Genomic DNA, 26,541 nt, shown 5'->3' with positions numbered 1-26,541 from the left:
TAGCCGCCAGCTGCCTTTTCCGCTCCGGGCCAGCGGCCTCACATGGCTATCGCTGCTGGGAAATGCACTTCGGCGCGCAAGCCTCCTTGGGGCCGGTTGGACAGCCGGATTTGCGCGCCGTGTGTATGCGCGATGGCGCGGGCTATGCCGAGGCCGAGGCCGGTGCCGCCGGTTGCCGCATTGCGCGACCCCTCGCCGCGGAAAAACGGCTCGAACACACGGTCGATCTGGGTTTCGGGGATGCCCGGGCCGTTATCTTCAACCGCCACCGCCAGCCCTTCCGCGTCCCGTGCGATGGAAAGACCGATCCATCCCCCGCCATACGCCCTCGCATTTGCGAACAGGTTCTCGAACATCCGGGTTATCGCCAGACGGCTCCCGGCGATGGTGAAGGGGTCTTTCGCGCTGTCGTGGGTTATCTCGATGCTTTGCGGTGCGCGCTCGGCCAGCGCGGCCACGAACGAGCGCAGCTCGATCAATTCATGCTCTGCGAGGGGGTTTTCGGCGCGGGCATAGGCCATCATGTCCGATAGCAGGCGCTCCATTTGCACAAGATCGGGCTCGATTTCGGCGACAGGCACAGCATCCTTGCTGTCTGTCCTCAGTCGCAGTTTGGTGAGCCCTGTGCGAATATCATGCGCGATTGCGACCATGATCTGTTCGCGCTCTCGGATGAGTCCGTCGAGCCGTAACCGCATCCGGTTGAGCGCCCGCGCCAGTTGGCGCAGCTCGCGGGGGCCGGTTTCCGAAACCGGCATGGCGGTTTCGGCAAGCCCCACACGCTCGGCATCATGCTCAAGCGCACGGATCGGTCGCATAATTACGCGGTGGAGCGCAAACCCCAGCAGCACGGTGATCACCAGCACCAGTCCCAACAGGAAATAGGGTGCATATTGCGGCTCGGTAAAAATGATCGAAGGGGCCAGCCAGATGTTCAACACCCTGCCATCTTCAAGCCCGATGGCGATGTGCAGCGTACTCGCCGAATTGTAGAACAAATTCGGATTGCTGCCGCTTCTCCGGGCCAGTTCGAGCGCGCCGACCGCATCAAAGCGGATGTCCCGCGCCCGCAGCCGCTCGGACACCGCAGTGGCGTCTTCTGTGAGCAGCGCATGGCGCGATCGATCAGGGGCAAGTCCGTTGGCAAATCGCTCCTCTACCCAGGCAATCCGTGAACGGCTCGCATAGGTCGACAAGATGGCCCCCTCTGCCTCTGGCGGCGAGGTTTCGATGAGCCAGACCAGTTCGGCAATGCTGTTGGCGCTTTCGCCAATCGCGCGGTCGAAGACGCGGCCCGATACGGGCGTCTGCATGATGGCGATCAGCACGCCAAGCGTAAGGACAAGCAGCGCGAAGGTTAGCGCCAGCACCCGCGCCAGGATCGAGTTGAACAGCCCGCCCATGTGCCGCTTCACCCGCCTTCGCGCGTCACCGGAGCCGAAAAGGCATAGCCCAGATGGCGCACGGTCTTGATGAATTGCGGTTGCCGGGGGTCGGGTTCGATCTTGCGGCGGATACGGCTGATCTGCGAGTCCACGCTGCGGTCAAAGGGGTTGGTGTTCACCCCGCGCGACAGATCGAGCAACATTTCGCGCGAGAGCACGCGCGGAGCCCGCTCGACCAGCGCAAGGAGCAAGGCAAACTCGCCCGAGGTGAGCACGATATCCGCGCCGCTGGCATCTCATAACGCCAATTGGTCGGGCAATAGCACGAAATTGCCGAAGCGCAGCGCGCGCGGTGTAGTGGCAGCGGGGGTGACGTCAGCGTCACGGCGGCGCAAAACGGCCTTGATCCGGGCGACCAGTTCGCGCGGATTGAAGGGCTTGCCGAGGTAGTCATCGGCACCGATTTCCAGCCCGATGATCCGGTCGATATCCTCGGCCATAGCGGTCAGCATGATGATCGGGAGATTGGAAGTCGCCCTGATCCGGCGGCAGAAGCTCAAGCCATCTTCTCCCGGCATCATCAGGTCGAGCACGACAAGATCGGGCCGCGCCTGCGCGATGGGCACCTCGGCCTCGGCTGCGGATTGCGCGGTGATCGTGTGCATACCGCTGCGTTCCAGCACCCCGGAAACAAGGGCCAAAAGCTCGGGATCGTCATCGACAAGCAGGATGGTCGGGCCTTGCAGCATTGCACAACAATAGGCGCGTGCGGGGCTTCGCTCCAGCGGCGATTTGTGACCGTTTGTGACCACTGCCGCATCCGGCGGCAACATTTCGTCACATTTCGTGTTGCGCCGGGCAAACCGGGGCAACGCGGCGCGGCCATTCTCCATGCATCACAAACGATGGAGATATCCGATGACCAAGAATTTCAAGTTCATGCCCGCCCTTCTCGCCGGCATCATTTCCGGCCCCGCGCTGTTCCTCGCTGTCCCGGCGAGCGCGCAATCGAGTGACCAGATGCAGCAGCTTCTGGCGCGTGCCGATAGCAATGGCGATGGCGCAATTACCCGTGCCGAGTTCGACCGCGCCCGCGCCGATACCTTCGCAAGGATGGACCGCAATGAAGACGGTTATGTCGACCGCCGCGACCGTCCGCAAATGTTCGGCGACCGCTTCGATCAGGGATACCGCGCGCTCGCTCCGCTCGACACCAATGGCGACCAGCGCATCTCGCGCTCCGAGCTCCGGAATGGCGGAGCACCCACCTTTGTGGCTGCCGACACCAACCGTGACCAAGTGCTCAGCCGCGCCGAAATCGCCGCGCTCCGGTCAAACCGCTGAGTGCGCCAAGCCCACCAAACCCCGATAAATAGGAAACTGTCATGCTGACCGATCAACCCCCTGTCGCTTTTGTCCTTGTCGTCATCCTGTTCGGACTGGCCGAGTTTGCCTGGCGCAGACGATCTGGCCGAGGCTACGATCTCGGCTCACTGGGCGCCAATCTCGGCGTGATGGTGGGCCAGTTCATCTCCAAGCTCATCACCGGAGGCGTGGTGACCGCTGCGATGTTCGCGGTGTTTGCCTTTGCTCCGGTGCAATGGGCGATGGATGACTGGCGCACCTGGGTGGTTGGCTTCATCGTGCTGGAGTTCTTCTACTATTGGCAGCACCGTTTCAGCCACACGATCCGCTGGCTGTGGACCAGCCATGCGGTGCACCATTCGCCCAATGAATTCACTTTGCCTGCCGCCTTCCGGCTTGGCTGGAGCAGCACAATTTCCGGCGCGTGGGTGGTGTTCCTGCCGATGGCTTTGATGGGCTTTCATCCCTTGGTCATCGCCACCTTGCTGGCGGTCAATCTGCGCTACCAGTACTTCCTGCACACCGAAGCGGTGGGCAAGCTCGGCCCGCTCGAATGTGTGTTCAACACACCCTCGCACCACCGGGTGCATCATGGTTCGAACGCGGACTATCTCGACACCAATTTCGGCGGCGTGCTGATCGTGTTCGACCGCCTCTTCGGCACTTTCGTGGAAGAACGTGACGATGAGCCGGTGCGTTATGGCCCGACCAAGCCCGTCACCAGCAACAATCCCTTCGTGATCGCCTTTCACGAATGGGCGAACCTGTGGCGCGACCTGAAGCAGGTGCGCTCGGTGCGGAGCGCATGGCGGGTTCTCTTCGGTCGCCCATCCGAGCTTGAGCCTAGCGATCCGTCAGGCCCTGCAACCCGTGCGGTCACACTCACCGCATAGCCCCACTTTTAGAAAAGCTGGAGAATTGACATGATCCTGAATCTTCACGGGCGGAGCCCGCTCTGCATCATCGCCGCTTTTGCCCTGTCATCGTGTGGGGGAGACGAGACCCCCGCGCCGCCCCCTGTTGCAGCGGCGCCGACGCCCACTCCGCCCCCGACACCCACGCCGACAGGTAGTCAGAGCACCTTCACGCTGCTGGAGGACATCCAGTACGGGCAAGGCACAACCGAGGCGGGCAGCGTCGACCTGCTGCTCGACATCTACCAGCCCGAAGCCACCTGCACCGCCCCGCGCCCAACGATTTTCTATGTGCATGGCGGCGGCTTCATCCTTGGCGACAAGCAGGACTCGCTCGTTGCCGCCATCGCTCCGCGTGTCACGGCCGCAGGGTTCAACTTCGTCTCGATCAATTACCGTCTCGCGGGCGACAACCCGGTTCTTTCGCCTGCGTTTGCGGAGGTCGGGCAGGCCTATATCGATGACGGGACCATCGCCCCTGACGCCCCGCTATACGTGCCAATCATGGCGTCCTTCGAAGACGGCGTGACTGCGCTGAACTGGATGGAGGACAATGCCGCCCAATATTGCTTCGACATAAGCCGGCTTGGCTATTGGGGATCGTCCGCCGGAACATTTGTGACTTTGCAGATCGCCTACGCGCTTGACCAATTTGATATCGAACGGCCCGAACCGCGCTTCGTTAATGCCTGGTGGGGTGTGCTGCTGCGCGATGCGGATCTCGAAGCCGGCGAGGCACCCTTCCTGATCCTGCATGGGGAACAAGACCCGGTCGTGCCCTATCGCGATTCTGAGGAGCTTGCCGCCCGGGCCGAGGACGTCGGTGTGCCCTATGCGTTCTACACGCTGCTGGGTGCCGGGCATGGTTTCGACACCGGCAATGAGGCGCAGACCCTGGCCGGTATCGAGCTTTCGGTCCGGTTTGCGGTCGATCACCTGACTGACGCGACGCCGACCTATGGGCGTTTCGATGTGCCTTAGGGAGGACATAGAACGGCGAGGGCTCGCACAATCTTGGCTGGGCAAAACCCCGGCATTTGCCAGTCCTCGCTGGCCGCTTCCTCACTCCGGCATGGTTGGCATACACACGCCGTCGAGTGCCAGGACATGGGTAAACCGCCCCAGCGCCATCCATGATCCGATAGCGAAAGTCAGATCGACGATGTCGCGGTCGCTGAAGCTGGCGTGCATCCGCGCCCAGAAATCCTCGTCCTCGTCCATTGACCGGGGCGCTTCGCCGAGCCGCTCGGCATATTCGATGGCGAGGCGTTCGCGTTCGGAAAAGAGCGTTGCATTCTGCCAGTCGGGGATGGCGGCGTAGAACTCCTCGGGTGGCGGAGTGTTGTCGCGCGCTGCTGCGGCCCGCGCGGCATCGCCACCGCTGCGGGTGATGTGTCCGGGCAAATCGCGTTCGGCCCGCATATTGCGGCACAGATGACATCCGTTGATCAGCGCGGTGCGCATCCGCGCGGCTTCCATTTCGCGCATCGAGAGCTGCGAATGTTCGTACACAGCCAAGGAATAGGCCGCCGCCGCCGCACCGATTTCCGGTGTGAAGTGCGCCCAGGTGTAGGACAGTGGATCGTGCGCCTGATCCTGCGGAATGGTGATGCGGGGCATGGTATCCTTCTCCTTTTAGTTATGTGCTCAAACGGTCTCCATCGCGCCGAGCACAAGCGTCGCCTGACTGGACAGCGTTCCGCCATTGGTGTGGGCGAGGCACAGGCTGGCCCCGTCCTGCTGGTTGGCAGCGTCGCCGCGGATTTGCCGCGCAGCCTCGATAATCGCGAAGAGCCCGTACATTCCCGGATGGCAGCAACTCAGCCCGCCGCCATTGGTGTTGACCGGCAGACTGCCGCCGGGTGCAATCGCTCCACTGGCGACGAAGGGCCCGCCTTCTCCCTTGGCGCAAAAGCCGAGGTCTTCTAGGAACAGGATCGTGTTGATGGTGAAGGCATCGTACAATTGCACGGTGTCGAAATCCTGCGGTGTCACGCCCGCCGCCGCCATCGCTCTTGCGCCGGATTCCACGGCTGCCGTGCATGTGAGATCGGCGGAGCGGCTGATCGCATTGTGCCATGTCGCCGCTGCTGCGCCGAGCACGGGGACGGGCGTCTGTATTCCGTCGCGCGCCCGCCGGGTCGAGGTCAGGACGATGGCGGCCGCGCCGTCGGTTACCAGACAGCAATCGGCCTTGCTGATCGGGCTGCTGATGATGCGGCTGGCAAGGCAATCGGCGATGGTCAGCTCGCCCTTGGCAAAGGCTTCGGGATTGGTGTTGGCCCATTGCCGCGCGGCCACCGCGACGGCAGCCATTTGCTCGCGCGTGGTGCCGAATTCATGCGCGTGGCGGGCGGCGGCGAGCGCATAGCTGCTGAGCGGATAGAGCGGATTGTATGGCGCTTCCCAAGCCGAGCTGCGGGCGGGCGTGGCGAGCTTCCCGCCGCTGCTGCGCTGGTTGGAGCCGTAAGCGATCAGCGCGCAGTCGATATAGCCCGCATCGATCATCACCGCAGCGGTGATGACATGGCTGGCGAAGGACGAACCGCCGGTGCGGTTGTTGTCGGTAAAGCGCGGGTGAATGCCATAGGCTTCGGCGAGCGATAGGCCCGCGAAAAGATCATCCGGTAGGCAGCAGAACAGCGCATCGACTTGGCCAAGCGGAATGCCGCCATCAACCAGCGCCAGCAGTCCGGCCTTTGCGGCCATTTCCAGCGAGGTGAAGCCCGGGCACTCGCCCACGCCAAAGGTCGCCAGACCGGCGATGGCAGCAGCAGCGCGGGGGAAGGGGTCGGTCATGCCGCGCACCGGTGATTGACGATTGCGGGCAAGGCCCATAGCAAGGCCGCATGACGCCCAACGATGCTCCTGGCCCCGAAGCCCGCTGGCGTGAAGCGCTGGATGAAGGCCGGATTTTGCTGCAACGCGATCCTGCCAGTGGCGCGGTCTTTTTCCCGCCGCGCGTTTGCGGTCCGGAAGGGCAGGCGCTGGAATGGATTGAGGCGTGCGGCACGGGCACGGTCTATGCGGTCACGACGATCCATCCGCGCCCGCCGCTGGAGCCTTACAATGTCGCGCTGGTCGATCTTGCCGAAGGGGTGCGGATGATGAGCCGGGTGGACGGTATTGCGGCGGATGACATTGCCATCGGCAGTGCGGTTGTTGCCGCGATTGCGCAAACGCGGGATGGCCCACTGGTCGTCTTTCATCCGGCCTGATCCACCGCTTCTTTCCCCATTAGCTGGGCGATCTCCTGCTCGTTAAAGCCTGCCTCTGCCAGCACCTCTGCACTGTCCGCGCCAAGGCCGGGGCCGGGACGCCCCGCTTCTCCCGGTGTTGCGGAAAAGCGCACCGGCACACCGGGCATCCGCACCTTGCCATGCGGCGTGTCGCAACGGTGCCAGAAGCCGACGGCCTCCAGATGCGGATCATCGAGCAGATCGTCGATCGAGCGCACAGGCATGGCCGGGCATTGCGCCGCTTCGAAAAGCGTCATCCATTCCTGCGTCGTGCGCTCGCGCATTACAGCGGCGAGCTGGCCGAGCACTTGCGAGATATTCTGCGTCCGCGTGCGGAGCGAGGCGAACATCGGATCTTTTGACCATTCCGGATTGCCGATGGCGTCGAAAAAACTGCGCCAGTGGCGATCATTGTAGATCATCACCGCGATATAGCCGTCCGCCGTGCGATAGGGTTTGCGCTCGGGCGACAGCGCGCGGACATAGCCGGTCGGCCCAATCGGCGGATCGAACATCGCCCCACACAAATGTTCGAGCATTGCAAAAGAGGCGAGCGTTTCGAACATCGGCACTTCGATTTCCTGCCCGATACCGCTGCGTTCGCGCGCGAACAGCGCGGCGATCACGGCATAGGCAGCCGTGAGGCCCGCCACCTTGTCCGCGACCACCGTCGCCAGATAAGTCGGTTCGCCGCCAGAAAGTGCGGCTTGCAGCGCCACAATGCCCGATGCTGCCTGCACGATATCGTCATAGGCGGGATAGTCAGCATAGGGGCCGCTGCGGCCATAGCCGTAGAGATTGGCGTAGATGATGTTCGGGTTGCGGGCCTGCATATCGGCGTAGGACAGGCCTAGCTTGGTGATGGCTTTCAGCCGCATCGAATGGATGAACACGTCCGCTGTATCGATCAACCGCAGCAGCGCATCGCGGCCCGCCTCCTCCTTCAGATCGAGCAACAGGCTGCGTTTGCCGCGATTGACGTTCATGAACATCGCGCCGCAATCCTCGGTCGGGCCGGGCGGCAAGGCGCGCGTAGTGTCGCCCGAAGGCGCTTCCACCTTGATCACATCCGCGCCCAGATCGGCGAAAATCTGCGTGGTGTAGGGGCCCATCAGCACGCTGGTGCAATCGATGACCCGCACCCCTGCGAGCGGCCCTTTTCCAGCACCTGCACCAGCCATTTTCCATCCCTTAAAAAACAATCATGCTTGTTTTTGGTCTGGGAATGGCCGAAGTGCAAGGGGCAGTTGAAGGCTGGGTGCGAACAATCGGAGAGTTTGGATGCGGGTGCACTTGATCGCCGCAGGAAAATACCACGATATCGACTTTGCACGGCTGGAACTGCTCAAGCTACTGGCCGAGCAGCCTGCGCTCCGCACCACGGTGGCGGCAAGCTATGCCGATAGCGCGCTGATCGAGGCCGCCGATCTGCTCATCACTTACACCTGCGATCTGGTGCCGGATGATGTCGAGGTCGACGTGCTGGAACATTGGCTGGAGCGGGGCGGACGCTGGCTCGCTTTGCACGGGACAAATTCGCTGCTGCGCTTTGCCGAGGGCGGCTTGGTCGAAACGCCCGATGATGCGCCGCGCTTTATGCAGCTTCTGGGAACGCAGTTTATCGGCCACCCGCCCATCGGGCCGTTCAAGGTGCACGTCACCCGCCACGATCACCCGATGACCGATGGTTTGCGCGATTTCTCGGTTGTGGATGAGCTTTATCTCACCCGCCAGCTCGCCGGGTTCGAAACCTTGCTGCACACGTCGTTCAAAGGCGATTGTCCGGAGTTTGGGCTCGCTGCCTGCGATGAGACTGAAGTACCGGTGCTGTATGAACGCAGCGTGGGGCAAGGCGCGATTCTTTACCTCACGCTGGGCCACTGCCGGGGGCATTATGACTTGCAGCCGATCACAGCCTATTACCCGCATATCGAGCGGTGCGCGTGGAATTATCCAGTCTATTACGAGTTGTTGCGGCGCGGCATCCGCTGGGGGATGGGGGCTTAGACCCCGATGCTAGGCGGGGCGCAGATCGAGAATGACCTTTTCGAGATGATCGAGCACCAGCTCTATCTCTTCCTCGTCAATCCCGAAGGTCAGGCGGTTCAGCGCCATGCCTTCCAGCGTGTTGTGCGTCAGCGCGAGCGCGATTTTGAACGCATGGGGATCCTTGCTCCATTGCGGGAACAGTTCGATGGCCAGATCGTGCCAGCGCTCGTTGAATTCCTTGCGCACCGGCTCCAGCGTGGCGGCCAGTTCCTTGTCCGTGCGCGCGGCATTGGCAAGTTCCTGGAAAGCGATGAATTTGGGGCTGAGCAGCTGTTCCCAATAGGATCGCAGCAGCGTGCGGGCATCATCGTTCAATGTCCCCACCCCGCGCCTGAAGGCGCGCAGCCGCTTGTGATGCAGTTCCACCAGCGTGGCCTGCATCAATTGCCGCCCGTTTTCGAAATGGTGGAGCATCGCCCCGCGCGAAAGGCCCGCTTCTTCCGCCACCTTGGGCGTTGTGGTGTTGGCGTAGCTGTATTTGACGAGGCAGCGGATCGTCGCTTCGATCAGCCGCGAGCGGGTCTTCGCACTCTTAAGCGCTTGCGCAGTCGGCTCGATCAAATGGCGCGATGTTTCGCGCGGAATTTCGCTCAATCGGGAAGTTTGCTTGCGCGCGGACATGATCGCCTTATGTCTAAAAAAAGAAATCAGGTGTGACTGCTTTAGCGACGACCCATACATAGGTGCGAAGCGAACAGTCAAACGAATCATCAGGGAGAGAAGAATGAGCAAACTGGCTGGCAAGATTGCATTGGTGACCGGTGGCGGGTCGGGTTTGGGCAAGGCCGATTGCCTGCGCCTCGCCGAGGCAGGGGCTATCGTTTACGTGACCGATGTGAACGAAGCGGCAGCGCAAGACGTGGCGGCACAGATCGGCGAGGGCGCTGTGGCGCTGCGCCATGATGTGGCCTCCGAAGCCGAGTGGCAGGCGGTGTATGAGCGGATTGCCGCCGATCACGGGCGGCTCGATATTCTCGTCAACAATGCCGGGATCGTGATTGTCGCCGATCCGGAGCAGACCACCATTGAGCAGTTCGACAAGACCATGGACATCATGTGCAAGGGCGTTTTCATCGGCTGCAAACTGGGGCTTCCCCTCCTTGCAAAGTCCGAGAACGGGTCGATCATCAATATGTGTTCGAACGCCAGCCATTTCGGTTTCCCGCCCTTCTTTGCCTATTCGGCGGCCAAGGGTGCGGTGCGTTCGATGAGCAAGTCGATTGCCATCCACTGTCAGGACCAAGGCTATAAGGTGCGTTGCAACACGATCCATCCTTCCGCCATCGAAACGCCAATGGTGCAGGGCGCGATGGGTCGGCCCGGCGAAGAGCAGGAGATTCCGCAAGGCGTCCTTCCGGCAGGCTCCATCGGCGCGCCCGATGATGTCGCCAGCCTGATCGTGTTTCTGTGCAGCGACGATGCGCGCTTCCTGACAGGGGGCGAATATCTGATCGACAACGGCTCTAGCATCCGACCTTAAAAACAATCACGCCTGACTTTTTTCTTGCAGTGGCGGCTGCAGGTTCTAAGGTCGGGGCATGAACTTTGCAGGCAGGATAGCACTCGTCATCGGCGCATCCAGCCCGGGCGGCCTGGGCGAGGCCGTTGCCCGGCGGCTGGCCGGTGACGGCTGCCAGGTGACGGTTGCCGCCCGCAGCAGCGGCGGCGTTGCCGAACTTGCCGGGGCAATTGGCGGCAAGCACGCTGTTTGCGACATCCGCGACGAAGCCTCGATTGCCGCGCTGTTTGCCGATGCGGGCCCGATTGACGTGCTGGTGAACGCGGCGGGCACGACCTGTGCGGGCGGCATTGCCCGGATTGAGCGGGCGCAGATCGAAGACCAAATGGAACTGCATTTCACCGCCAATGCGCTGCTGCTCAAACACGCCATTCCGGCGATGCCCGATGGCGGCAATGTGGTGCTGTTCTCCTCCCTAACCGCGCGGCTCGCCGGCGTAGGTCTTGCCGCATACAGTTGCGCCAAGGCGGCGCTGGAACAGTTGGTGCGTGTGGCGGCGTTAGAGCTGGGAGAGCGCGGCATTCGTGTGAATGCAGTCGCTCCCGGTTTCTCGCAAACGCCGATGACCGAAGCGATCTTCGCCGATCCGGCGCTGACCGGGCTTTATCTCGATCATGTGCCGCTCGGCGCGCGGGCGGTAACACCGCAAGAGGTTGCGGCGGCAGTGGCGTGGCTCGCGTCGCCAGAGTGCTTCACCACGGGCGAAATCATCCAGCTGTCGGGCGGGGCGCAACTGGGCCGCTTGCCCGACAAGAGCGACTTCAAGATGTTACGAAAGGCATAGGCATGGATCTGGGACTGAAGGGCAAGAAAGCAATCGTCGTCGGCGGGGCGCGGGGGATCGGCTATGCCATTGCCGAGACCTTTGCCCGCGAAGGCTGCGATGTCGCGATCACCGCCCGCAACGATGATTCGGTGAAGGATGCTGTCGCCAATCTCAAGAAATACGGCACGAAAGTGATCGGCAAGGGCTGCGACGTGACCGATGGCGAGCAGTTTAAGGCGTGGATGCAATGGGCAGATGCGGAGCTGGACGGGGTCGATATTCTGGTGCCCGTCACCTCGGCTTCTGGTGGAGTGGGCAGTCTCAAATACTGGGAACGCAACTTCGCCGTCGATGTGATGGGCCCGGTGCGCGCGATTGACGCGGTGATTGAAGGGATGGCGGAGCGCAAGAGCGGCTCCATCGTGCTGATCGGCACCACTTCGGCGCTGGAGGATATGGGTGGCCCGCAGGCGTATAATGCGCTCAAGGCCTCGCTGATTACCTATGGCAAGCAGCTGGGACTGGCGCATGGCAAGGACGGCATCCGCGTCAATGTCGTCTCCCCCGGCCCGGTGGAGTTTGAAGGCGGCAATTGGGAAATGCTCAAAGGCGCGATGGAGAAGTTCTACCAGTCGCTGATCCGCAAGCACCCGCAGGGTCGCTTCGGCAAGCCGGAGGAAATCGCCCGTGTGGTCGCGTTCCTCGCCAGTCCGGCGGCCAGCTGGTGCAACGGATCGCACATCGTTGTCGATGGCGGCTTCACCAACAACACGCATTTCTAGGGCCGGAGCGGGAAAGCCAGAGCCATGGATGTCAAACGCGAGCAATTCGTCAAGCGCGTCAGCGAGCCGGTGCCGGGCGGGACACCGGTGGAAAAAGCGCCTGATCCGGAGCTTGGCTATGCGCTGATCCCGGCGGAACGCTATACCTCCAAGGAGTTCATGCAGCTCGAATGGGAGCGGCTGTGGACGAAGGTGTGGCTGCTGGGTGGCCGGTCAGACGATATTCCCGAAGCGGGCGATTACATCTGCACCAATATCGGCAAGGAATCGGTGCTGCTGGTGCGCCAGCGCGATGGCTCGGTCGCCGGGTTCTACAACATCTGCCTGCATCGCGGGAACCGGCTGGTGCCCGAAGAGGGCCTCGGCTCGGTGAAGGACAAGGACGGTGTGTTCCGCTGCAGCTATCACCACTGGGCCTATTCGCCCAAGGGCAAGCTGCTGCACGTTCCCGACCGGGAGACCTTCCCGCAAGGCGCGCCGCCGTGCGGGCGAGTGCGGCCGATCAAGGTGGAGGAGTGGGGCAGCTTCGTCTGGTTCTCGCTCAACCCCGAAGCCGAGCCGCTGCGCGACTATCTGGGCGTGATTCCGGAACATCTCGATCCCTATCACATGGAGCGGATGGCGTGGACGCGCGATGTCACCGTGGAATGGGATTGCAACTGGAAGGCGAGCGTCGATGCCTTCAGCGAGACCTATCACGTGCAGGGCATCCACCCGCAGCTGAAATGGTATCTGGACGATGTGAACGTGCAGTATGACTGCTACGACAAGCACAACCGCTATCTGATCCCCTTCGCCGCCGTCAGCCCGCGCGTTTCGCTTCCCTCGATCATGCCGCCGCTGTTTGCGGGCATGATGGAGGCCGCGGGCATGGACCCTGCTGAATATGAGGGCCGGATCGACGGCGTTCGCGAAGCCTTGCAGAAGTTCAAGCGGGAAAACGGAGCGGCGCAGGGTAAGGATTATTCCGCGCTCAATGATGACCAGCTAACCGACGATTATCATTACACGATTTTTCCCAATGTCTCGCTGAATGTCCACTCTGATGACGTGATGATGTTCCGCCAGCGCCCGCATCCGACCGATCCGAACAAGATGCTCTACGACATCTGGATGTTCGAACTGGTGCCCGAAGGCGAGAAGTGGCCCGAACGCGTGCCGCACCAGCATTTCCGGCATGGCGACAAGACAATTGGCCAGGTGCTGGATCAGGATGCGTTCAACCTGCCGCACGTGCAGGCGGGGATGAACAGCGAGGCGTTCGAAGGGCTGTGGATCGGCGATCAGGAAATCCGCCTGCGGCATTTCCACAAGACGCTGGGCGATTACCTGTATGGCCATAACGGGCCGGGCGAAGGGGATATTTGATGCAATATTCGAAAGACGGGTTGCTCCGCGCCTATCGCCGCATGGCCACCATCCGCCAGTTTGAAGAGCGCCTGCATGAAGAAATCGCCAAGGGCGAAATCCCCGGCTTCACGCATCTGTATGCCGGGCAGGAAGCCGCCGCCGTGGGCGTGTGCGAGCATCTGGATAGTGACGACATGATCGTCTCCACCCATCGCGGGCACGGGCACTGCATCGCCAAGGGCTGCGATGTGGACGGAATGATGAAGGAAATCTACGGAAGCCGCGAAGGCCTGTGTAAGGGCCGTGGCGGCTCGATGCACATTGCCGACACCTCTATTGGAATGCTCGGCGCGAACGGGATTGTCGGGGCGGGCGCACCGCAAGCGGTCGGCGCTGCGATTGCTGCCAAGGCGGCGGGCAAGGGCAAGGTCGCCATCGCCTTTTCGGGTGACGGCGCGTGCAACCAGGGCACCACATTTGAAGCGATGAATATGGCCGCTGTCATCAAAGTGCCAGCGATCTTCGTTTTTGAAAACAATCACTATTCCGAACATACCGGCGATGCCTATGCGGTGGGGACGGCGCTCGATATTGCCAGCCGTGCAGAGGCCTTCGGAATGCGCGCGTGGCGGGCCAATGGCTGCGATTTCTATTCGACTTTCGAGGCGATGGCGGAACTGCTCGATTATGTCCGCAGCACCAATCTGCCCGCCGCGATCGAGCTCGATACCGAGCGGTTCTACGGCCATTTCGAAGGCGATCCGCAGCGGTACCGCGCCAAGGGTGAGGTCGCGCGGCTGCGCGAGGAACGCGATGCTCTCAAGAGCTTCCGCGCCTCCGCCGTCACGAAAACATATCTCTCCACCGACGAACTCGACGCGCTCGATGCTGCTGTCGGCGAAGAGATTGACCGCGCGGTGGAGGCTGCGCGCAAGGCCGAGCGGCCAGACCCCTCGCACGTCCTCGAAGACGTCTACGCAAGCTACTGAAAGGCTGATCGATGAGTGTGATGAATATCCGCGAAGCGATCAACCAGACGCTCCACGACGCGATGGAGCGTGATCCAAGCGTGATCCTGCTGGGAGAGGATGTTGCAGGCGGCGCGGGCACGGCAGGCGGGCAAGAGGCGATTGGCGGCATCTGGGGCACCAGCACCGGCCTGATCGGCAAGTTCGGGCCTGACCGGGTGATCGATACGCCGATTTCCGAAAGTGCGATTGTCGGTGCGGCGGCAGGCGCCGCGCTCGCCGGAATGCGCCCGGTAGCAGAGCTGATGTTTGCAGACTTTATCGGCGTGTGCGGCGATCAGCTGATCAACCAGATCGCCAAATTCCGCTATATGTTCGGCGGCAAGGCGCGCTGCCCGGTGGTGGTGCGGCTGATCTATGGTGCGGGGATGAATTCCGCCGCGCAACATAGCCAGGCCTTCTACAATCTCCTGACCGCCATTCCCGGCCTCAAGGTGGCGATGCCGAGCACGCCCGCCGATGCCAAGGGTCTGCTCAACGAAGCCCTCCATGGCGATGATCCTGTGATGTTTTTCGAGCACAAGGCGCTCTACGGCAAAAAGGGCGAGGTGCCCGAGGGCGACTACCGCGTGCCGTTCGGCCATGTGCGGATGGCGCGCGAAGGGGGCGATGTGACCATCGTCGCCTTCGGCCGCATGGTCAGCTTTGCCGAGAAGGCGGCAGACAAGCTCGCCGAGGACGGCATCGGCTGCGACATTATCGATCCGCGCACCACCAGCCCGCTGGACGAGGAAGCGATCCTCGATAGCGTCGAACAGACGGGCCGATTGGTGGTGGTGGACGAGTGCCCGCCGCGCTGCGGGCTGGCGGCGGATGTCACGGCCCTGGTGGCGCAAAAGGCCTTTACCAGCCTTGATGCCCCGCCCGAATGCGTGACCGCGCCGCATACGCCGGTGCCCTTCTCGCCGGAGCTGGAGCGGGCCTATGTTCCTGGCCCGCCCGCCATCGAAGCCGCCGTCCGGCGCACGCTGGATTGGGGCTGAGATATGGCGGCGCTCAAGCCTTTTGCCATGCCCAAATGGGGCATCGAAATGACCGAAGGCACGGTTGCGGGCTGGCAGGTCGAGGAAGGGAAACCCTTCGCCAAGGGCGATGTCATCGTCCTCATCGAAACCGACAAGATCACGAACGAGGTCGAGGCCGATGCCGACGGGTGCCTTGTCCGGCTGCTGGTCGGCGCGCAGGAGACCAAGCCTGTCGGCGCGTTGCTCGCCGTGATGGGCCCGCCCGACGCGAGCGCGGCTGAGATCGATGCCTTTGTTGCGGCCTACCGCCCGGCGGGCAGTTCTGCTGCCGCGAATATGGAGGAAGCGCCGGCCTCCCCTCCCGAACCGGCACCTGCCCCTCCTCCTTCCGCTCCGCCGAGCAAGATTGCCGATAGCATCGCCATTTCGCCAGCGGCCCGGCGCGCAGCAGAAGCAGCGGGGCTGTCGGTTGCCGATATCGCGCCGAGCGGGCGCAACGGGCGGATCACCCGGCAGGATGTCGACAAGGCGATGGCCGGATCGCGCATGCCGGTGCTGCGCGGCCCCATCGCGGTGTCAGGGCAGGAGGAGGCCTACGCCAGCCCGCTCGCCCGGCGGATTGCGGCGCAGAACGGTGTTGACCTGGCGCAGCTGACCGGCACTGGCCCGCGCGGGCGCATTTGCAAGGCGGATGTGCTGGCGGTTGCCAATATTCCTGCACCCAGCGCGCCACTGCCTGTATCCAGCCCGCCGGGTGACGATGTGACGGTCGAGCCGATGAGCGCGATGCGCAAGACCATCGCCCGCCGCCTGACCGAAGCGAAGCAGGCCATCCCGCATATCTATCTGCGCCGCCGCGTGCGCGCCGATGCGCTGATCGCGCTGCGCGCACGCGATGGTAAAATCGGCACTATCAACGATTACCTGATCCGCGCCGCCGCGCTGGCTTTGCGCGAAGTGCCGAGTTGCAATGTGCAGGTGCATGAAGGCGCGATCCACCGCTTCGCCCACGCCGATATCGCGATGGCAGTGGCGACCGATCGCGGCCTCATCACCCCGATCATCACGAGGGCTGACGAGCACAGCATTGCCGACATAGCCAAGGAAAGCGCGCGGCTGGCCCAGCGCGCCCGCGCGGGCAAGCTCCGCCCCGAAGAGTTCCAGGGCGGCAGCTTTTCGATTTCCAATCTCGGCAGCTTTGGGGTCGAATCCTTCGATGCGGTGATCAATCCGCCGCAGGGCGCGATCCTTGCGGTCGGCGCGGCGCGGCAAGAGCCGGTGGATGACAATGGCGCGATCCGTATTGTGCCGGTGCTGCATTTGTCGCTCAGCTGCGATCACCGCGCGATTGACGGCGTGGACGGTGCCCGTTTCCTCGCAGCGATTGCGGAGCTGATCGAGAATCCCGAGCGGCTTTAGGCCTTGCTGCTAAACGTCGGCGCGCCTTCGGGCAGGTCGGCTGGTCTGATGTCGCCATAGGCGCGCATCCGCCCAGCCGTTGGCAAGGCTGCGGCATAGTCTGCCACCGGCAGATAGTAGAAAAAGTGCAGCAACCGGTCGGCAAAGCACCACGCGCCATCTTCGCGCACATAACAGTCATGATAGCGCATCGCGGCCAGCATCGGCGCGCCATTGCGCACGACTTCGGCATGGCTGGAGACAAAGCCGCTCGCCTGATCGGGGTTCTCGGGATCGAGCGTGATCACATGGTCATGCGTTACATGGAAACCGAAGCCGAGCGCCGCAAACCGCCCGCGAAACTGCTCGCACACCGCCTCGCGCCCTTGCGCATCCATCACCCTGTCTGCTGACCGGAACCGGCCATCCCTGGCGAACAGCTCCGCCACCCGATCCAGATCGTGGTCGTCGATATGGATCGTGTAGCGAGCCTGCAATTGCGCGATATCGAGCCTGTCCTCGATCCGGCGCAGCCTGTCTGCGAGCGCCGCCTCGCTCATGCGTGCGAGCGGAAGAAGCCCAATTGCATATCTTCGGCCAGGCATTCGAGGATCGGCGGCACCAGCCGGTCGTGAAAGTCGATATGCATATGGTGGTCGAAGGCGGCTTCGTCCTTGAAGGTGGCGATGCAATAGAACAGGTCGGGGTCGTCGTCCGCCTGCATCACCTCGTAGACATAAGCATCGGGTTCATGCTCGTGCACCAGTGCCTTCAGCTCGGTTTGCAGAGCGATAAATTCGTCGCGCTTTTCGGGCTTCACCTGCAGCGTGGCGATGAACGACTTACCAGGAGCGCCGCCGCGTTCAGCCTTTGACATCGTAGAGATACTCCCGTGTGTAGGTGCCATCGATGCATTCGATCATGCGGGCGATGATCGGTGCGCTCTCCGGGTTTTGCTGGTGGGCGACATCCGCCTCTTCATTGGTGAAACTCTCATACACGGCAAAAGCATTGGGCTCTTCCAGCCGGTAGAACTTGTATTGCAGCGTATCGGGTTCGCGCGCGGCATTGGCTTCCATCGCGTCGATCAACTCGCAGAATTCGGCATCGGTGCCGGGCTTTATTTTGAACCTCGAAAGGAAAGTGGTCGGCATCTCTTGCTCCTGCTGGGTTATTTTTCGCCGTTGATATAGCGGTCAAGCTCGACATGGAAATGCCGCAGCCGTGCTTCCTGCTCGCTCCATAAGGGGCCGGCAAAGCCGCGCGAGCGGGCGCCCTTCTGCACGATGGGAAGCAGCTCGCTATCCTGATCGAGCACTTCGCCCAGCTCGGGCGGCTCGCCAAGGCCGGTATGCACGATATCGGGCCGGGTCATTCCAGTGATATCGGCATCGGGGGACAGGCCCATCCACGCGGGCGGACGGTGGCCCGGAATATCCTCCGGCTTGAACAGGATGATCGTTTCATAAGTGAAACGCTTGGGATCATCGGCGTCGGGCAGGAAGCGGTGGATGAATACCGCTTCGGGGTGGCAGCCGATCTGGATGTTGGGGAACAGACCGTAAATCGTCGAATCGCTCAATTGCGTATCGCTGAACCGCTCGTAACCGAGGCCGTATTTGTCAGACCGCGCGCGCTTTGCCTTCTGGATCGCCGCGCGGCTTTCCTGCGCGGTGCCGGTAAAGGTTTCCGGATCAATCCCTGCATCGGCCAGCATCATCTGGATTCCCAGATTGACCGTTTCCTGATCGGGGAAGCGCGGGCTGGGCTGCGCGAAGGGGACGAACTGGCGGCTCATGCCGTTGGGGAAGAGATCGATCTGGGTGCGATCATCCATCACCGCCTGTGTTTGCGGATGCACCGCGTGCAGGTGATAGATCTCATAAAAGGCATCAACACCGCCTTTCCAATTGGCCGCCCAATCGGACTTCTTGTGCTGCACCACTACCATGTCCTGGATTTCGTACAGCGCCAGATGCTCCGCCACTTCGCCGAGATACTCGGCCAGCGGCATCACATCATCGTTCATCGAAATGAAGACGAGCCCCGATGATACCTCGCAGCGGACTTCGGTCAGGTCGGTCTTGTGGCACAGCACATCCGGATGGAACGTCTCGCGGTCGGTGATATGCGTGTTGGTGCCGTCGATATCGAATTTCCAGCTATGGAACGGACAGACGAAACTGTTGGCCGAACCGAAGTCGGCAAGCGCGATCTGGCTGCCGCGATGCGGGCAGACATTGTAGAACGCACGCACCCCGCCATCGGCCTGCCGCACCACCACGAAAGATTCAGGCCCGATTTCAAAGCGAAGCCAATCGCCTTCTTCGGGAATGTCGCTTTCCACCCCGGCCAGCAGCCAGGTTTTGGTGAACACCTTGTCCCACTCTTCTGTCCAGTATTCGGGGGTGAAAAAGCGAGACGGATCAGGACGATGCGTGCCATTATCAGGTCGCGGCCGTTCGGCGTTGAACGGATGGGGGTCGCCCACATGGATATCCCAGTTTCGGAAATCGAAATTCACACCAGCTCTCCCGTTGTCTGCATCGCCGCACCTGTGTGCTTGGCGCAATAAAACAAACAAGCATGATTGATTGTTATATTCTGCTGTGGCAGGAGGTGCTTGTCAACCGGCAAGCTGGGACTGAACCCCGCTGCCACAAGAGTTGTTGGGAGAGCGTGATGAAGAAGTCGGTACTCTATATCGGGGCTGCGTGGGCCGCACTGTCATGTGTTGCGGTATCGTCGGGCGCCAGTGCACAGGATGCGGGGGAAACGCCCGCCGCTGAAGAAGAAGAAGGCCTTGGTCGCATCATCGTGACCGCCACCCGCCGCGATACCGATTTGCAGACCACGCCGATCGCGGTGTCTGCCATCGATTCGGAGCTTATCGAACAGGCCAATCTCGACAATATCGGCGGCTTGGCGGCTTTCGTTCCCAACTTCTCCGCCGAAACGATCACCGGCTTCAACGCCGCCAGCTTCGCGATGCGCGGCGTGGGGCAGAACAACATCATCGTCTATTTCGAACCGCCCGTGGCGGTGCTGGTCGACGATTTCGTGATGCCCAGCGTGCAGACGCAATTGCTCGACACCTTCGATGTCGATCAGGTGGAAGTGCTGCGCGGGCCGCAAGGAACGCTGTTCGGCAAGAACACCACCGGCGGCGCGGTGACCGTGCGCACCACGCGCCCGGAAATGAACGAGTTCACCGTGCGCGGGCGCGCGCAGGCGGGCGACTGGGGGACATTCAATGTTGCCGGCGCAATCAATATCCCGCTGGTTGACGATATGCTGGCACTCCGCGTCGTCGGCGGGGTCGAAACCGATGATGGCTATTACCGCAATGGGGGCTGCTATGGCCCGGTGACAGGCTTTGTCGCCAACCCCTTCCAAGGCGCGCAAGGCTGCCTGAATGGCGACCGCATCGGCAGCACCGAAGTTTATTCGGGCCGCGTCAAATTGCTGTTCGAGCCGACCGACAATATCTCCGCGCTGTTCCAGTATGAAATCTTGCGCGACCGCTCGGGCTCGGTGCCTTCGGTCAACGAGAACGACCGCTTCACGGGCACCGCGCCATTCCTGACCGATCTGCTCAACACCGGATCGTTCAACCCGGCGAGCGATGATCCGCTCGACAATGCGGCGATCACGCTGCGCGATGATGCGCTGCTGTTTGCCGGGCGCGGCCAGCGGATCGATGTGGACGGGCTTTATGCCAATATTGATTTCGACTTTGACATCGGCACGTTGACCTCGGTCACCGGCTGGCGCAGCCAGCGTTCGCGCCTGCCCAACAGCTATCCGGGCCACGCGCCGCTCGATGCGCAGGGCAACCCGCTCTCGATCTTTGACGCGACCCGCGATGACGACCGCGAGACCTTCCAGCAGGAAGTGCGCTTTGCCAGCGATTTCGAGGGGCCGTTCAACATGGTTGTCGGCGGCTTCTACCAGTCCGACAACACCGATTTCTGCGTTTCGCAGATTCTCGGCTTCCTCGATCTGACCGCTGGCCCGCTGCCCTTCGGCAATTGGAACGATACGCCCTACATCCTGTGTAACGCGCAGGAAGCGACGTCGACCGCGCTGTTCGGTGAAGGCACGTTTGAAATCACCCCGGAACTGACGCTGACCGCAGGCGCGCGCTACACGTGGGAAGACAAGACCTGGCTTGGCCGCCAGCAGACCTTCATTCCCGCGCTTGAAGGCGGGTTCGACCTCGGCCTGACCATCGACGAGGCGCTGGATGCGAGCGTCTACAATTTCCCCGCTGGCGTGATCCAAGTGGAAGATAGCGCCAGCCAGCTGACCTGGCGTGTAAGCCTCGGTTATCAAGCAACGCCTGATCTGTTCCTTTACAGCACGGTCTCGCGCGGCTTCAAGGCGGGCGGCTTTAACGACCAGATCGGCGGTTTCGCAGCGTTTGGAACCGACCTCGATGCCTTTGCCGAAGCGGCGCAGGCCACCGATCCGGAAACCGCCAACAGCTACGAAGCGGGCTTCAAGGCCGATCTGTTCGACGATCTGATGCGGTTCAACCTCACCGGCTTCCACGTCGAATACAACGACCTTCAGCGCCAGTTGAACGTGCCGCTGGTGGTCAACGGTTCGCCCAACCAGGTGACGATCTTCGTCAATGCGGCAAGCGCCGAAGTGTCGGGCATCGAAGCCGAACTGACAGCCGAGCCGACCGACAACCTGACGCTGCGCGGCGTGCTCGGCTATCAGGATGCACGTTACGGCGAATACAATGCGCCCAATGCCGGCTACGATCTCTCGACCTCGCCGCTCGACCGTGCGCCCGCATGGCAGTGGACGATCGATGCCACCTACGCGCAGCCCATCGGCAGCAATCACGAGCTGACCTTCAACGGCAGCGTTGCCTATCAGAGCAGCAGCCTGTTCACGCAGGCGATTGACGATCCGCTGGGCAACACTTTCCTCAATGCGCGCACGCTGCTCAACGGCTCGATCACGCTGAGCCAGGTGGATGACCAGTATTACGTCCGCCTGATCGGCCAGAACCTGACCGACGAGCGTTACCGCACCGCCTCGCAGAACGTTGCGGGCCTGTGGCTCAACAGCCAATTCGGCCCGCCGCGCTACTTCGGTGTGGAAGTCGGCTTCACCTTCGGCAACTGAGGCAGGCGCGCAAGGGACGCTGACGCATGAAGAGCAAGGGCACCTTGATCGCAGTCGCCACGGCGACGCTGGTTGCGGTGGGAACGGCATTGTTCCTGACGCAAGCAGGCGGTGACGGTTCATCTCGGATGACATCGCTGGAAGAGCTGCAGGCGAGGGGCGGCACGCCCATCGATCTGGAGACGCATCCGGGCCAGGCCCTGTTCGAACAAAACTGCCTGTCCTGCCACAACGGCACGGTCACCAAGGCGCCTGCCGTGGTGTGGCTGGAAATGCTGGAACCGGACATGATCCTCTCCTCTATGCGGGAGGGGATCATGCAGCAGCAGGCAGCGCATCTCAGCGCAGACGAGCAATTGCACATCGCCGAATATCTGGCGCGGATTGAGCTGGATGATTACGTTCCGCCCGCTCCGCCGCCCGCCTGCACCGATGCCAGCATCGGCGGCAGCGGCGCGCCGCCCGCAGCGGTGGGCTGGGGGCACGACAATGCGCGCTTCGTGCCTGCATCGGTAGGCGGCGTTACCGCCGCTGATTTGCCCGATATGGAGCTGAAATGGGCCTTCGCCTATCCCAGCTCCAACCGCGCCCGCTCGCAGCCTGCTGTGGGTTGGGACACGATCTTTGTCGGTAGCCAGACGGGCATGGTCTACGCCTTCGATATCGACACCGGATGCACGAAATGGACCTATCGTGCGGGCGCTGAAGTGCGCACGGCCATCGTTGCCGATGCCGAGAATGAGCGGCTGTATTTCGGCGACATTCTAGGCCGCGTTTACGCCATCGATGCGATGTCGGGCGAGCAGCTTTGGCGGGTGGATGCGGACGACCATCCCAATGCCACGATCACCGGCACGCCAACGCTGGGTGGCGGTGTGCTGGCGGTGCCGATATCTTCGCTGGAAGTGACCTCTGCTGCCGACCCCAATTACAGCTGTTGCACCTTCCGCGGCGCAGTGGCGGCGCTTGATCCGGATACGGGCGAGGAAATCTGGAAGCACTACACCGTGCCCGAAGCTCCGGTCGAGCAAGGCAGGACCAGCGTGGGTTCGCGCATTCTCGGCCCATCGGGCGCGCCGGTTTGGAACAGCCCGACCTATGATGCGGCGCGCAACCGCTTCTACTTCGGCTCCGGCGAGAATTATTCATCTCCCGCCGATGAAAACAGCGACGCGCTTTTCGCGGTCGATGCCACCACCGGGCGGCGGATTTTCCAGCTGCAGTTCACCGAGAACGATGCGTGGAATGTCGGCTGTATGCTGGGCAACGAGAATTGCCCCGAGGAAAACGGCCCCGATCTCGATATCGCGGCATCGGTTCTGCTGGTGCCCACCGATGATGGCGGCGACATGATCGTGGTCGGTTCCAAGGCAGGCGTGGTGCACGGTGTTGACCCCGATACGGGTGAACAGGTGTGGGAACGCAGGCTGGGCCATGGCGGGACGCAGGGCGGCGTGCATTTCGGCCTCGCGGCGCAGGGCAGCACGGTTTACGTGCCGATCTCCGATCTCGCCGATACCTATGACGGGCGCGTCTATGATGCGTCGATCAATGGCGCGGGCATCCACGCCATCAACGCTACCAATGGCCGCGTGCTCTGGCGCAGTCTGGCGGACAATATCTGCGATGATGAGGCCTATTGCGATCCGGGCATTTCGTCTGCCGTCACTGCCATTCCCGGCGGGGTGATCGCGGGCCATCTGGATGGCCGCCTGTTCGGTTATGACCGCCGCAACGGCAACAAGGTCTGGTCGTTCAACACGCGCAATCCGGTGGAAACGATCACCGGTGTCGAAGGGCGGGGCGGCAGCATGAGCGGGCCGGGGCCTGCCGTGTATGATGGCCACGTGATCGTGAACAGCGGCTACGGTCTCTACTTCCATATGCCCGGCAATGTGCTGCTGGTGTTTGCCAAGCGATAGGACAGTTTCCTTCCCATGAATTTTACCCTGACTGACGACCAGCGCGAATTGCAGGAGGCGGCGCGCCGTTTCGCGCGTGAGGAATTGCCCGCCATCGCGATGCAGCTCGAAGCGGAAAACCGTCCGCCCTCGCGCGCACTGGTGAAGCAATATGCGGGGTTGGGCTTTCTCGGCATGAATGTGCCCGAGGCGCTGGGCGGCATGGGGCTGGGCAATCTGGAAGCGCTGATCGTGCTGGAGGAATTCGGCAAAATCTCTTCCGCCGTCGCTTTCCCGATTTTCGAATCCTGTGTCGGCCCGGTGCGCGCGATCGAACGCTTTGCCGGGGAAGATTTGCAGCGCCGCGTGGTACCCGCCGTGTGCAGCGGGGACATGGTGGTGGCGGTCAGCATGTCGGAGCCCGATGCAGGCAGCGCGCTGACCGATCTCGCTACCCGCGCGGTGGAGGATGGCGACCACTTCGTGCTAACCGGTACCAAGCGTTGGTGTTCGGGCGGGGGCCATGCCGACGGTTATGTCGTGTACTGCCGTATGTCCGATGATCCCGGTGCCAAGGGCATCGGCGCGTTGTTTGTCGAAGCCGACACGCCCGGCCTGTCCTTTGGCCCCAACGAGCAATTGATGGGCTTTCGCGGCATCCCTTCATCCGATCTGATGTTCGATGAATGCCGCGTGCCCAAAGCCAATCTGGTGGTGCCCGCAGGCGGCTTCCGTAAGCTCATGGAGGCCTTCGATTTGGAGCGCTGCGGCAATGCCACCATGTCGTTGGCGCAGGCATCGGGCGCGCTGGAAGATGTCATCGAATACGTGCAGGAGCGCAAGCAATTCGGCAAACCGATTGTCGATTTCCAGGCGGTGCAGCTGAAGCTCGCCGAAATGCAGATGCAGGTGGATGCCGCCCGCCTGCTGATCTGGCGCGCGGCCTCGAACGCGCAGGACGGGCTCCCCTCGATTCTCGAAAGTTCGGTGGCCAAGTGCTTTGCCAATTCGATCTCCCGCGAAGTCACCGGCAATGCGGTGCAATTGATGGGCGCCTATGGCTATAGCAAGGACTTCCCGATGGAGCGGCGGATGCGCGATGCGTGGGGCTGGGGCATTGCCGGGGGCGCGATCGATATCCAGAAGACCAATATCGCCAGCGCCATGGTTGGCCGCCGCTTCGACCAAAGGCGCTGACATGGCGCTGGAAGACATCGCTGCTGCCGATGAGGTGCCGCTGAAAGGCTCGCTGGTGGTGGCGCATGGCGGGGAGCAGGTGCTACTCGTGCGCAGCGAGGCGGGGGTGTTCGCGGTCGAGAACCGGTGCAGCCATGCCTATCAGGAATTGCACGGCGGCAAGGTTCGCAAGGTGTTTATCTTCTGCCCGCTCCACGGCGTCCGCTTCGATCTGCGCAATGGCTGCCCGAGCGGGGATTTGACCGACACACCGATCAAGGCGTGGAAATGCGCCGAGGAGGGCGGGCGGATTCTCGTCGATCTCGATCAGCGGCTGGATGCGGGGGCGCAATGACGATGCGCATCCTGCATATCGACGCCAGCCCGCGCGCCAGCCGTTCACGCTCGCGCGTGGTGGCGGAGGCGTTCCTCGCCGGTTTACCCGATGATGTGCAGGTGACGCTCTGGGATGTGTGGCAGATGGACTTGCCATCACTGGGCGGCGATATGATCGAAGGGCGTTACGAACTGCTGTTCGGCAGGCCGGTGGACGATGCGGTCGCCGATGAATGGCAGGCGGTTGCGAAGATCGCGGCGGACTTTCTGGCGCATGATGCCTTCGTCATCAGCACCCCTATGTGGAACTTCGGCGTGCCATACAGGCTCAAGCATTTCGTCGATGTCGTCACGCAGCCGGGCATGACCTTCCGCAATGACGCGGTGGGCAATGTCGAAGGGCTCGCAGCGGGCAAGCGCGCACTGGTGATCGGCGCGAGCGCGATGCCGATCGGGCACGATCCGTCGTTGGACGCGCTCGACCACCAATATGCCTATCTGGCGGCGTGGCTCGGCTTTATCGGTGTGGACGAGATTGAGCGCATCCAGGTGGCCCCCACCTTCGGCCCGGAAGACGCTGTGGCGGAAACGATGGCGCAATCGTGCGAGGGCGCAGCCGCCTTGGCGCGGCGTTGGGCGCTGGATTAGGTTTCTGCTGCCGCTCCCTCGCGGGTGTGGACGAAATTGATGCTGTCGAACTCCAGCACGATGTCGCCATGCTGGTTGCGCATCTCATAATGGCCGATGCAGGTGCCGCGCGGCTTGCCGCTCTTGGACGGCTCCTTGGAAACCACGCGCGATGTCACATACACCGTGTCGCCGGGTCGGAGCGCATTGCGCAGCCGGAAATTGTCGAAGCCGAGCCCGCAGACGAAATCGATATCGGCGTTGATCTCGTGATCGAGCTGCCGCCAGATGGCGAGCACGTGCACGCCGCTTGCCACGACTTCGCCAAAGGTGGATGCGCGCGCCGCTTCAGGATCGGTATGGAACCACTGCGGATCATATTGCCGCGCAAAATCGACAATCTCCGCCTCGGTAATCGTGCGGGTGGAGGAGCGGCGGGTTTCGCCAACCACGATGTCTTCAAACTTCAGCGGTGGTCGTTCGGGCTGCATGGGGATGGCTCCATGGTTAGTCCCTCGACAATAGCCGCAATCCAAAAAAAGACAATCATGCCTGTATGTTTACAAGCGTGGAGGCGGTGCTAGAATATGCGAAACTCT

29 protein-coding genes are annotated in these 26,541 nt (G+C 62.3%); 17 read left to right on the top strand and 12 right to left on the bottom strand.

The genetic code is table 11. From position 1 onward, the window contains the following. Positions 1 to 38 precede the first annotated feature (38 nt). From GC121_RS02850 to GC121_RS15625, 3 genes are read right to left on the bottom strand one after another with little or no spacing between them, the layout of a single operon-like run. Positions 39 to 1,415, bottom strand: a complete 1,377-nt coding sequence (locus GC121_RS02850) for an ATP-binding protein (protein WP_199857715.1) — start codon at positions 1,413 to 1,415, stop codon at positions 39 to 41. Continuing rightward, on the bottom strand, positions 1,412 to 1,660 hold the full coding sequence (locus GC121_RS15630) for a helix-turn-helix domain-containing protein (protein ID WP_234421088.1): 249 nt from the start codon (positions 1,658 to 1,660) through the stop codon (positions 1,412 to 1,414). The genes GC121_RS02850 and GC121_RS15630 overlap by 4 nt, the downstream gene beginning before the upstream one ends. 21 nt (positions 1,661 to 1,681) lie before the next feature. Beyond that, the gene (locus GC121_RS15625; RefSeq protein ID WP_234421087.1) at positions 1,682 to 2,134 is read right to left on the bottom strand and encodes a response regulator; all 453 of its coding nucleotides are present in this window, start codon (positions 2,132 to 2,134) and stop codon (positions 1,682 to 1,684) included. A gap of 169 nt (positions 2,135 to 2,303) precedes the next feature. On the opposite strand from GC121_RS15625, the gene GC121_RS02840 reads away from it, so the two are divergent. Genes GC121_RS02840 through GC121_RS02830 form a run of 3 tightly spaced genes read left to right on the top strand, consistent with a single transcriptional unit; the run spans position 2,304 to position 4,645 of the window. Further along, positions 2,304 to 2,729: an EF-hand domain-containing protein gene (locus GC121_RS02840; protein ID WP_199857714.1), complete on the top strand. Its 426-nt coding sequence runs from the start codon at positions 2,304 to 2,306 to the stop codon at positions 2,727 to 2,729. A gap of 41 nt (positions 2,730 to 2,770) precedes the next feature. Then, on the top strand, positions 2,771 to 3,643 hold the full coding sequence (locus tag GC121_RS02835; RefSeq protein ID WP_151972662.1) for a sterol desaturase family protein: 873 nt from the start codon (positions 2,771 to 2,773) through the stop codon (positions 3,641 to 3,643). A gap of 30 nt (positions 3,644 to 3,673) precedes the next feature. Next, positions 3,674 to 4,645 carry an alpha/beta hydrolase gene (locus GC121_RS02830; RefSeq protein WP_151972661.1) on the top strand — a complete coding sequence of 324 codons (972 nt, stop codon included), beginning with the start codon at positions 3,674 to 3,676 and terminating at the stop codon, positions 4,643 to 4,645. 81 nt (positions 4,646 to 4,726) lie between these two features. Here the strand turns inward: GC121_RS02830 and GC121_RS02825 are convergent, their stop codons facing one another. Together GC121_RS02825 and GC121_RS02820 are read right to left on the bottom strand one after the other, a co-directional pair. After that, positions 4,727 to 5,284 (bottom strand): carboxymuconolactone decarboxylase family protein, encoded by a 558-nt coding sequence (locus tag GC121_RS02825; protein WP_151972660.1) that lies wholly within the window; start codon positions 5,282 to 5,284, stop codon positions 4,727 to 4,729. 27 nt (positions 5,285 to 5,311) lie between these two features. Then, on the bottom strand, positions 5,312 to 6,463 hold the full coding sequence (locus GC121_RS02820) for an acetyl-CoA acetyltransferase (RefSeq protein WP_151972659.1): 1,152 nt from the start codon (positions 6,461 to 6,463) through the stop codon (positions 5,312 to 5,314). A gap of 50 nt (positions 6,464 to 6,513) precedes the next feature. On the opposite strand from GC121_RS02820, the gene GC121_RS02815 reads away from it, so the two are divergent. Then, a complete protein-coding gene (locus GC121_RS02815) occupies positions 6,514 to 6,882 on the top strand; it encodes a Zn-ribbon domain-containing OB-fold protein (RefSeq protein ID WP_151972658.1) in 369 nt (122 codons plus the stop codon). On the opposite strand, the gene GC121_RS02810 is transcribed toward GC121_RS02815, so the two are convergent. Then, positions 6,870 to 8,084 carry a CaiB/BaiF CoA-transferase family protein gene (locus tag GC121_RS02810; protein ID WP_151972657.1) on the bottom strand — a complete coding sequence of 405 codons (1,215 nt, stop codon included), beginning with the start codon at positions 8,082 to 8,084 and terminating at the stop codon, positions 6,870 to 6,872. The genes GC121_RS02815 and GC121_RS02810 overlap by 13 nt on opposite strands. 100 nt (positions 8,085 to 8,184) lie before the next feature. Between GC121_RS02810 and GC121_RS02805 the strand changes: the two genes are divergently transcribed. Beyond that, the gene (locus GC121_RS02805) at positions 8,185 to 8,910 is read left to right on the top strand and encodes a ThuA domain-containing protein (RefSeq protein ID WP_151972656.1); all 726 of its coding nucleotides are present in this window, start codon (positions 8,185 to 8,187) and stop codon (positions 8,908 to 8,910) included. Between the two features lie 9 nt (positions 8,911 to 8,919). On the opposite strand, the gene GC121_RS02800 is transcribed toward GC121_RS02805, so the two are convergent. After that, positions 8,920 to 9,546, bottom strand: a complete 627-nt coding sequence (locus GC121_RS02800; RefSeq protein ID WP_234421086.1) for a TetR/AcrR family transcriptional regulator — start codon at positions 9,544 to 9,546, stop codon at positions 8,920 to 8,922. Between the two features lie 130 nt (positions 9,547 to 9,676). Here GC121_RS02800 and GC121_RS02795 point away from each other — a divergent pair, with 130 nt between their 5' ends. From GC121_RS02795 to GC121_RS02765, 7 genes are read left to right on the top strand one after another with little or no spacing between them, the layout of a single operon-like run. Beyond that, complete coding sequence (locus GC121_RS02795; protein ID WP_151972654.1) at positions 9,677 to 10,432, top strand: SDR family oxidoreductase; 756 nt, start codon at positions 9,677 to 9,679, stop codon at positions 10,430 to 10,432. Between the two features lie 58 nt (positions 10,433 to 10,490). After that, positions 10,491 to 11,255, top strand: a complete 765-nt coding sequence (locus GC121_RS02790) for an SDR family NAD(P)-dependent oxidoreductase (RefSeq protein WP_151972653.1) — start codon at positions 10,491 to 10,493, stop codon at positions 11,253 to 11,255. Between the two features lie 2 nt (positions 11,256 to 11,257). Next, positions 11,258 to 12,019 (top strand): SDR family NAD(P)-dependent oxidoreductase, encoded by a 762-nt coding sequence (locus GC121_RS02785; protein WP_151972652.1) that lies wholly within the window; start codon positions 11,258 to 11,260, stop codon positions 12,017 to 12,019. A gap of 24 nt (positions 12,020 to 12,043) precedes the next feature. After that, entirely contained in the window at positions 12,044 to 13,387 is a 1,344-nt protein-coding gene (locus tag GC121_RS02780) for an SRPBCC family protein (RefSeq protein WP_151972651.1), read from the top strand. Continuing rightward, complete coding sequence (locus GC121_RS02775; protein ID WP_151972650.1) at positions 13,387 to 14,358, top strand: thiamine pyrophosphate-dependent dehydrogenase E1 component subunit alpha; 972 nt, start codon at positions 13,387 to 13,389, stop codon at positions 14,356 to 14,358. The genes GC121_RS02780 and GC121_RS02775 overlap by 1 nt, the downstream gene beginning before the upstream one ends. A gap of 11 nt (positions 14,359 to 14,369) precedes the next feature. Beyond that, positions 14,370 to 15,380 (top strand): alpha-ketoacid dehydrogenase subunit beta, encoded by a 1,011-nt coding sequence (locus tag GC121_RS02770; RefSeq protein WP_151972649.1) that lies wholly within the window; start codon positions 14,370 to 14,372, stop codon positions 15,378 to 15,380. A 3-nt stretch (positions 15,381 to 15,383) separates the two neighbouring features. Next, positions 15,384 to 16,781, top strand: a complete 1,398-nt coding sequence (locus tag GC121_RS02765) for a 2-oxo acid dehydrogenase subunit E2 (protein WP_151972648.1) — start codon at positions 15,384 to 15,386, stop codon at positions 16,779 to 16,781. Here the strand turns inward: GC121_RS02765 and GC121_RS02760 are convergent. From GC121_RS02760 to GC121_RS02745, 4 genes are read right to left on the bottom strand one after another with little or no spacing between them, the layout of a single operon-like run. After that, positions 16,778 to 17,320 (bottom strand): nuclear transport factor 2 family protein, encoded by a 543-nt coding sequence (locus tag GC121_RS02760; RefSeq protein ID WP_199857713.1) that lies wholly within the window; start codon positions 17,318 to 17,320, stop codon positions 16,778 to 16,780. The two genes, GC121_RS02765 and GC121_RS02760, sit on opposite strands and share 4 nt — an antisense overlap. Beyond that, positions 17,317 to 17,637 (bottom strand): putative quinol monooxygenase, encoded by a 321-nt coding sequence (locus GC121_RS02755; RefSeq protein ID WP_151972646.1) that lies wholly within the window; start codon positions 17,635 to 17,637, stop codon positions 17,317 to 17,319. Before GC121_RS02755 ends, GC121_RS02760 begins: the two co-directional genes overlap by 4 nt. Next, positions 17,624 to 17,914 (bottom strand): putative quinol monooxygenase, encoded by a 291-nt coding sequence (locus GC121_RS02750; RefSeq protein ID WP_151972645.1) that lies wholly within the window; start codon positions 17,912 to 17,914, stop codon positions 17,624 to 17,626. The genes GC121_RS02755 and GC121_RS02750 overlap by 14 nt, the downstream gene beginning before the upstream one ends. A 17-nt stretch (positions 17,915 to 17,931) precedes the next feature. Continuing rightward, a complete protein-coding gene (locus GC121_RS02745; RefSeq protein WP_151972644.1) occupies positions 17,932 to 19,284 on the bottom strand; it encodes an SRPBCC family protein in 1,353 nt (450 codons plus the stop codon). A 158-nt stretch (positions 19,285 to 19,442) separates the two neighbouring features. Between GC121_RS02745 and GC121_RS02740 the strand changes: the two genes are divergently transcribed. Genes GC121_RS02740 through GC121_RS02720 form a run of 5 tightly spaced genes read left to right on the top strand, consistent with a single transcriptional unit; the run spans position 19,443 to position 25,963 of the window. After that, positions 19,443 to 21,902 (top strand): TonB-dependent receptor, encoded by a 2,460-nt coding sequence (locus GC121_RS02740; protein ID WP_151972643.1) that lies wholly within the window; start codon positions 19,443 to 19,445, stop codon positions 21,900 to 21,902. Between the two features lie 26 nt (positions 21,903 to 21,928). Further along, positions 21,929 to 23,824, top strand: a complete 1,896-nt coding sequence (locus tag GC121_RS02735; protein ID WP_151972642.1) for a PQQ-binding-like beta-propeller repeat protein — start codon at positions 21,929 to 21,931, stop codon at positions 23,822 to 23,824. Positions 23,825 to 23,839: 15 nt separating this feature from the next. Beyond that, positions 23,840 to 25,000: an acyl-CoA dehydrogenase family protein gene (locus tag GC121_RS02730; RefSeq protein WP_151972641.1), complete on the top strand. Its 1,161-nt coding sequence runs from the start codon at positions 23,840 to 23,842 to the stop codon at positions 24,998 to 25,000. 1 nt (position 25,001) lies between these two features. Continuing rightward, the gene (locus GC121_RS02725) at positions 25,002 to 25,334 is read left to right on the top strand and encodes a Rieske 2Fe-2S domain-containing protein (protein ID WP_151972640.1); all 333 of its coding nucleotides are present in this window, start codon (positions 25,002 to 25,004) and stop codon (positions 25,332 to 25,334) included. Continuing rightward, positions 25,331 to 25,963 (top strand): FMN-dependent NADH-azoreductase, encoded by a 633-nt coding sequence (locus tag GC121_RS02720; RefSeq protein ID WP_234421085.1) that lies wholly within the window; start codon positions 25,331 to 25,333, stop codon positions 25,961 to 25,963. Before GC121_RS02725 ends, GC121_RS02720 begins: the two co-directional genes overlap by 4 nt. Here the strand turns inward: GC121_RS02720 and GC121_RS02715 are convergent. Continuing rightward, complete coding sequence (locus GC121_RS02715) at positions 25,960 to 26,433, bottom strand: MaoC/PaaZ C-terminal domain-containing protein (RefSeq protein WP_151972639.1); 474 nt, start codon at positions 26,431 to 26,433, stop codon at positions 25,960 to 25,962. The genes GC121_RS02720 and GC121_RS02715 overlap by 4 nt on opposite strands. Between the last annotated feature and the right edge of the window lie 108 nt (positions 26,434 to 26,541).

It is taken from the genome of Erythrobacter sp. EC-HK427, from assembly GCF_902498745.1.
Lineage (GTDB): Bacteria > Pseudomonadota > Alphaproteobacteria > Sphingomonadales > Sphingomonadaceae > Alteraurantiacibacter.
This window is presented reverse-complemented; position numbering and strand designations above follow the sequence as displayed.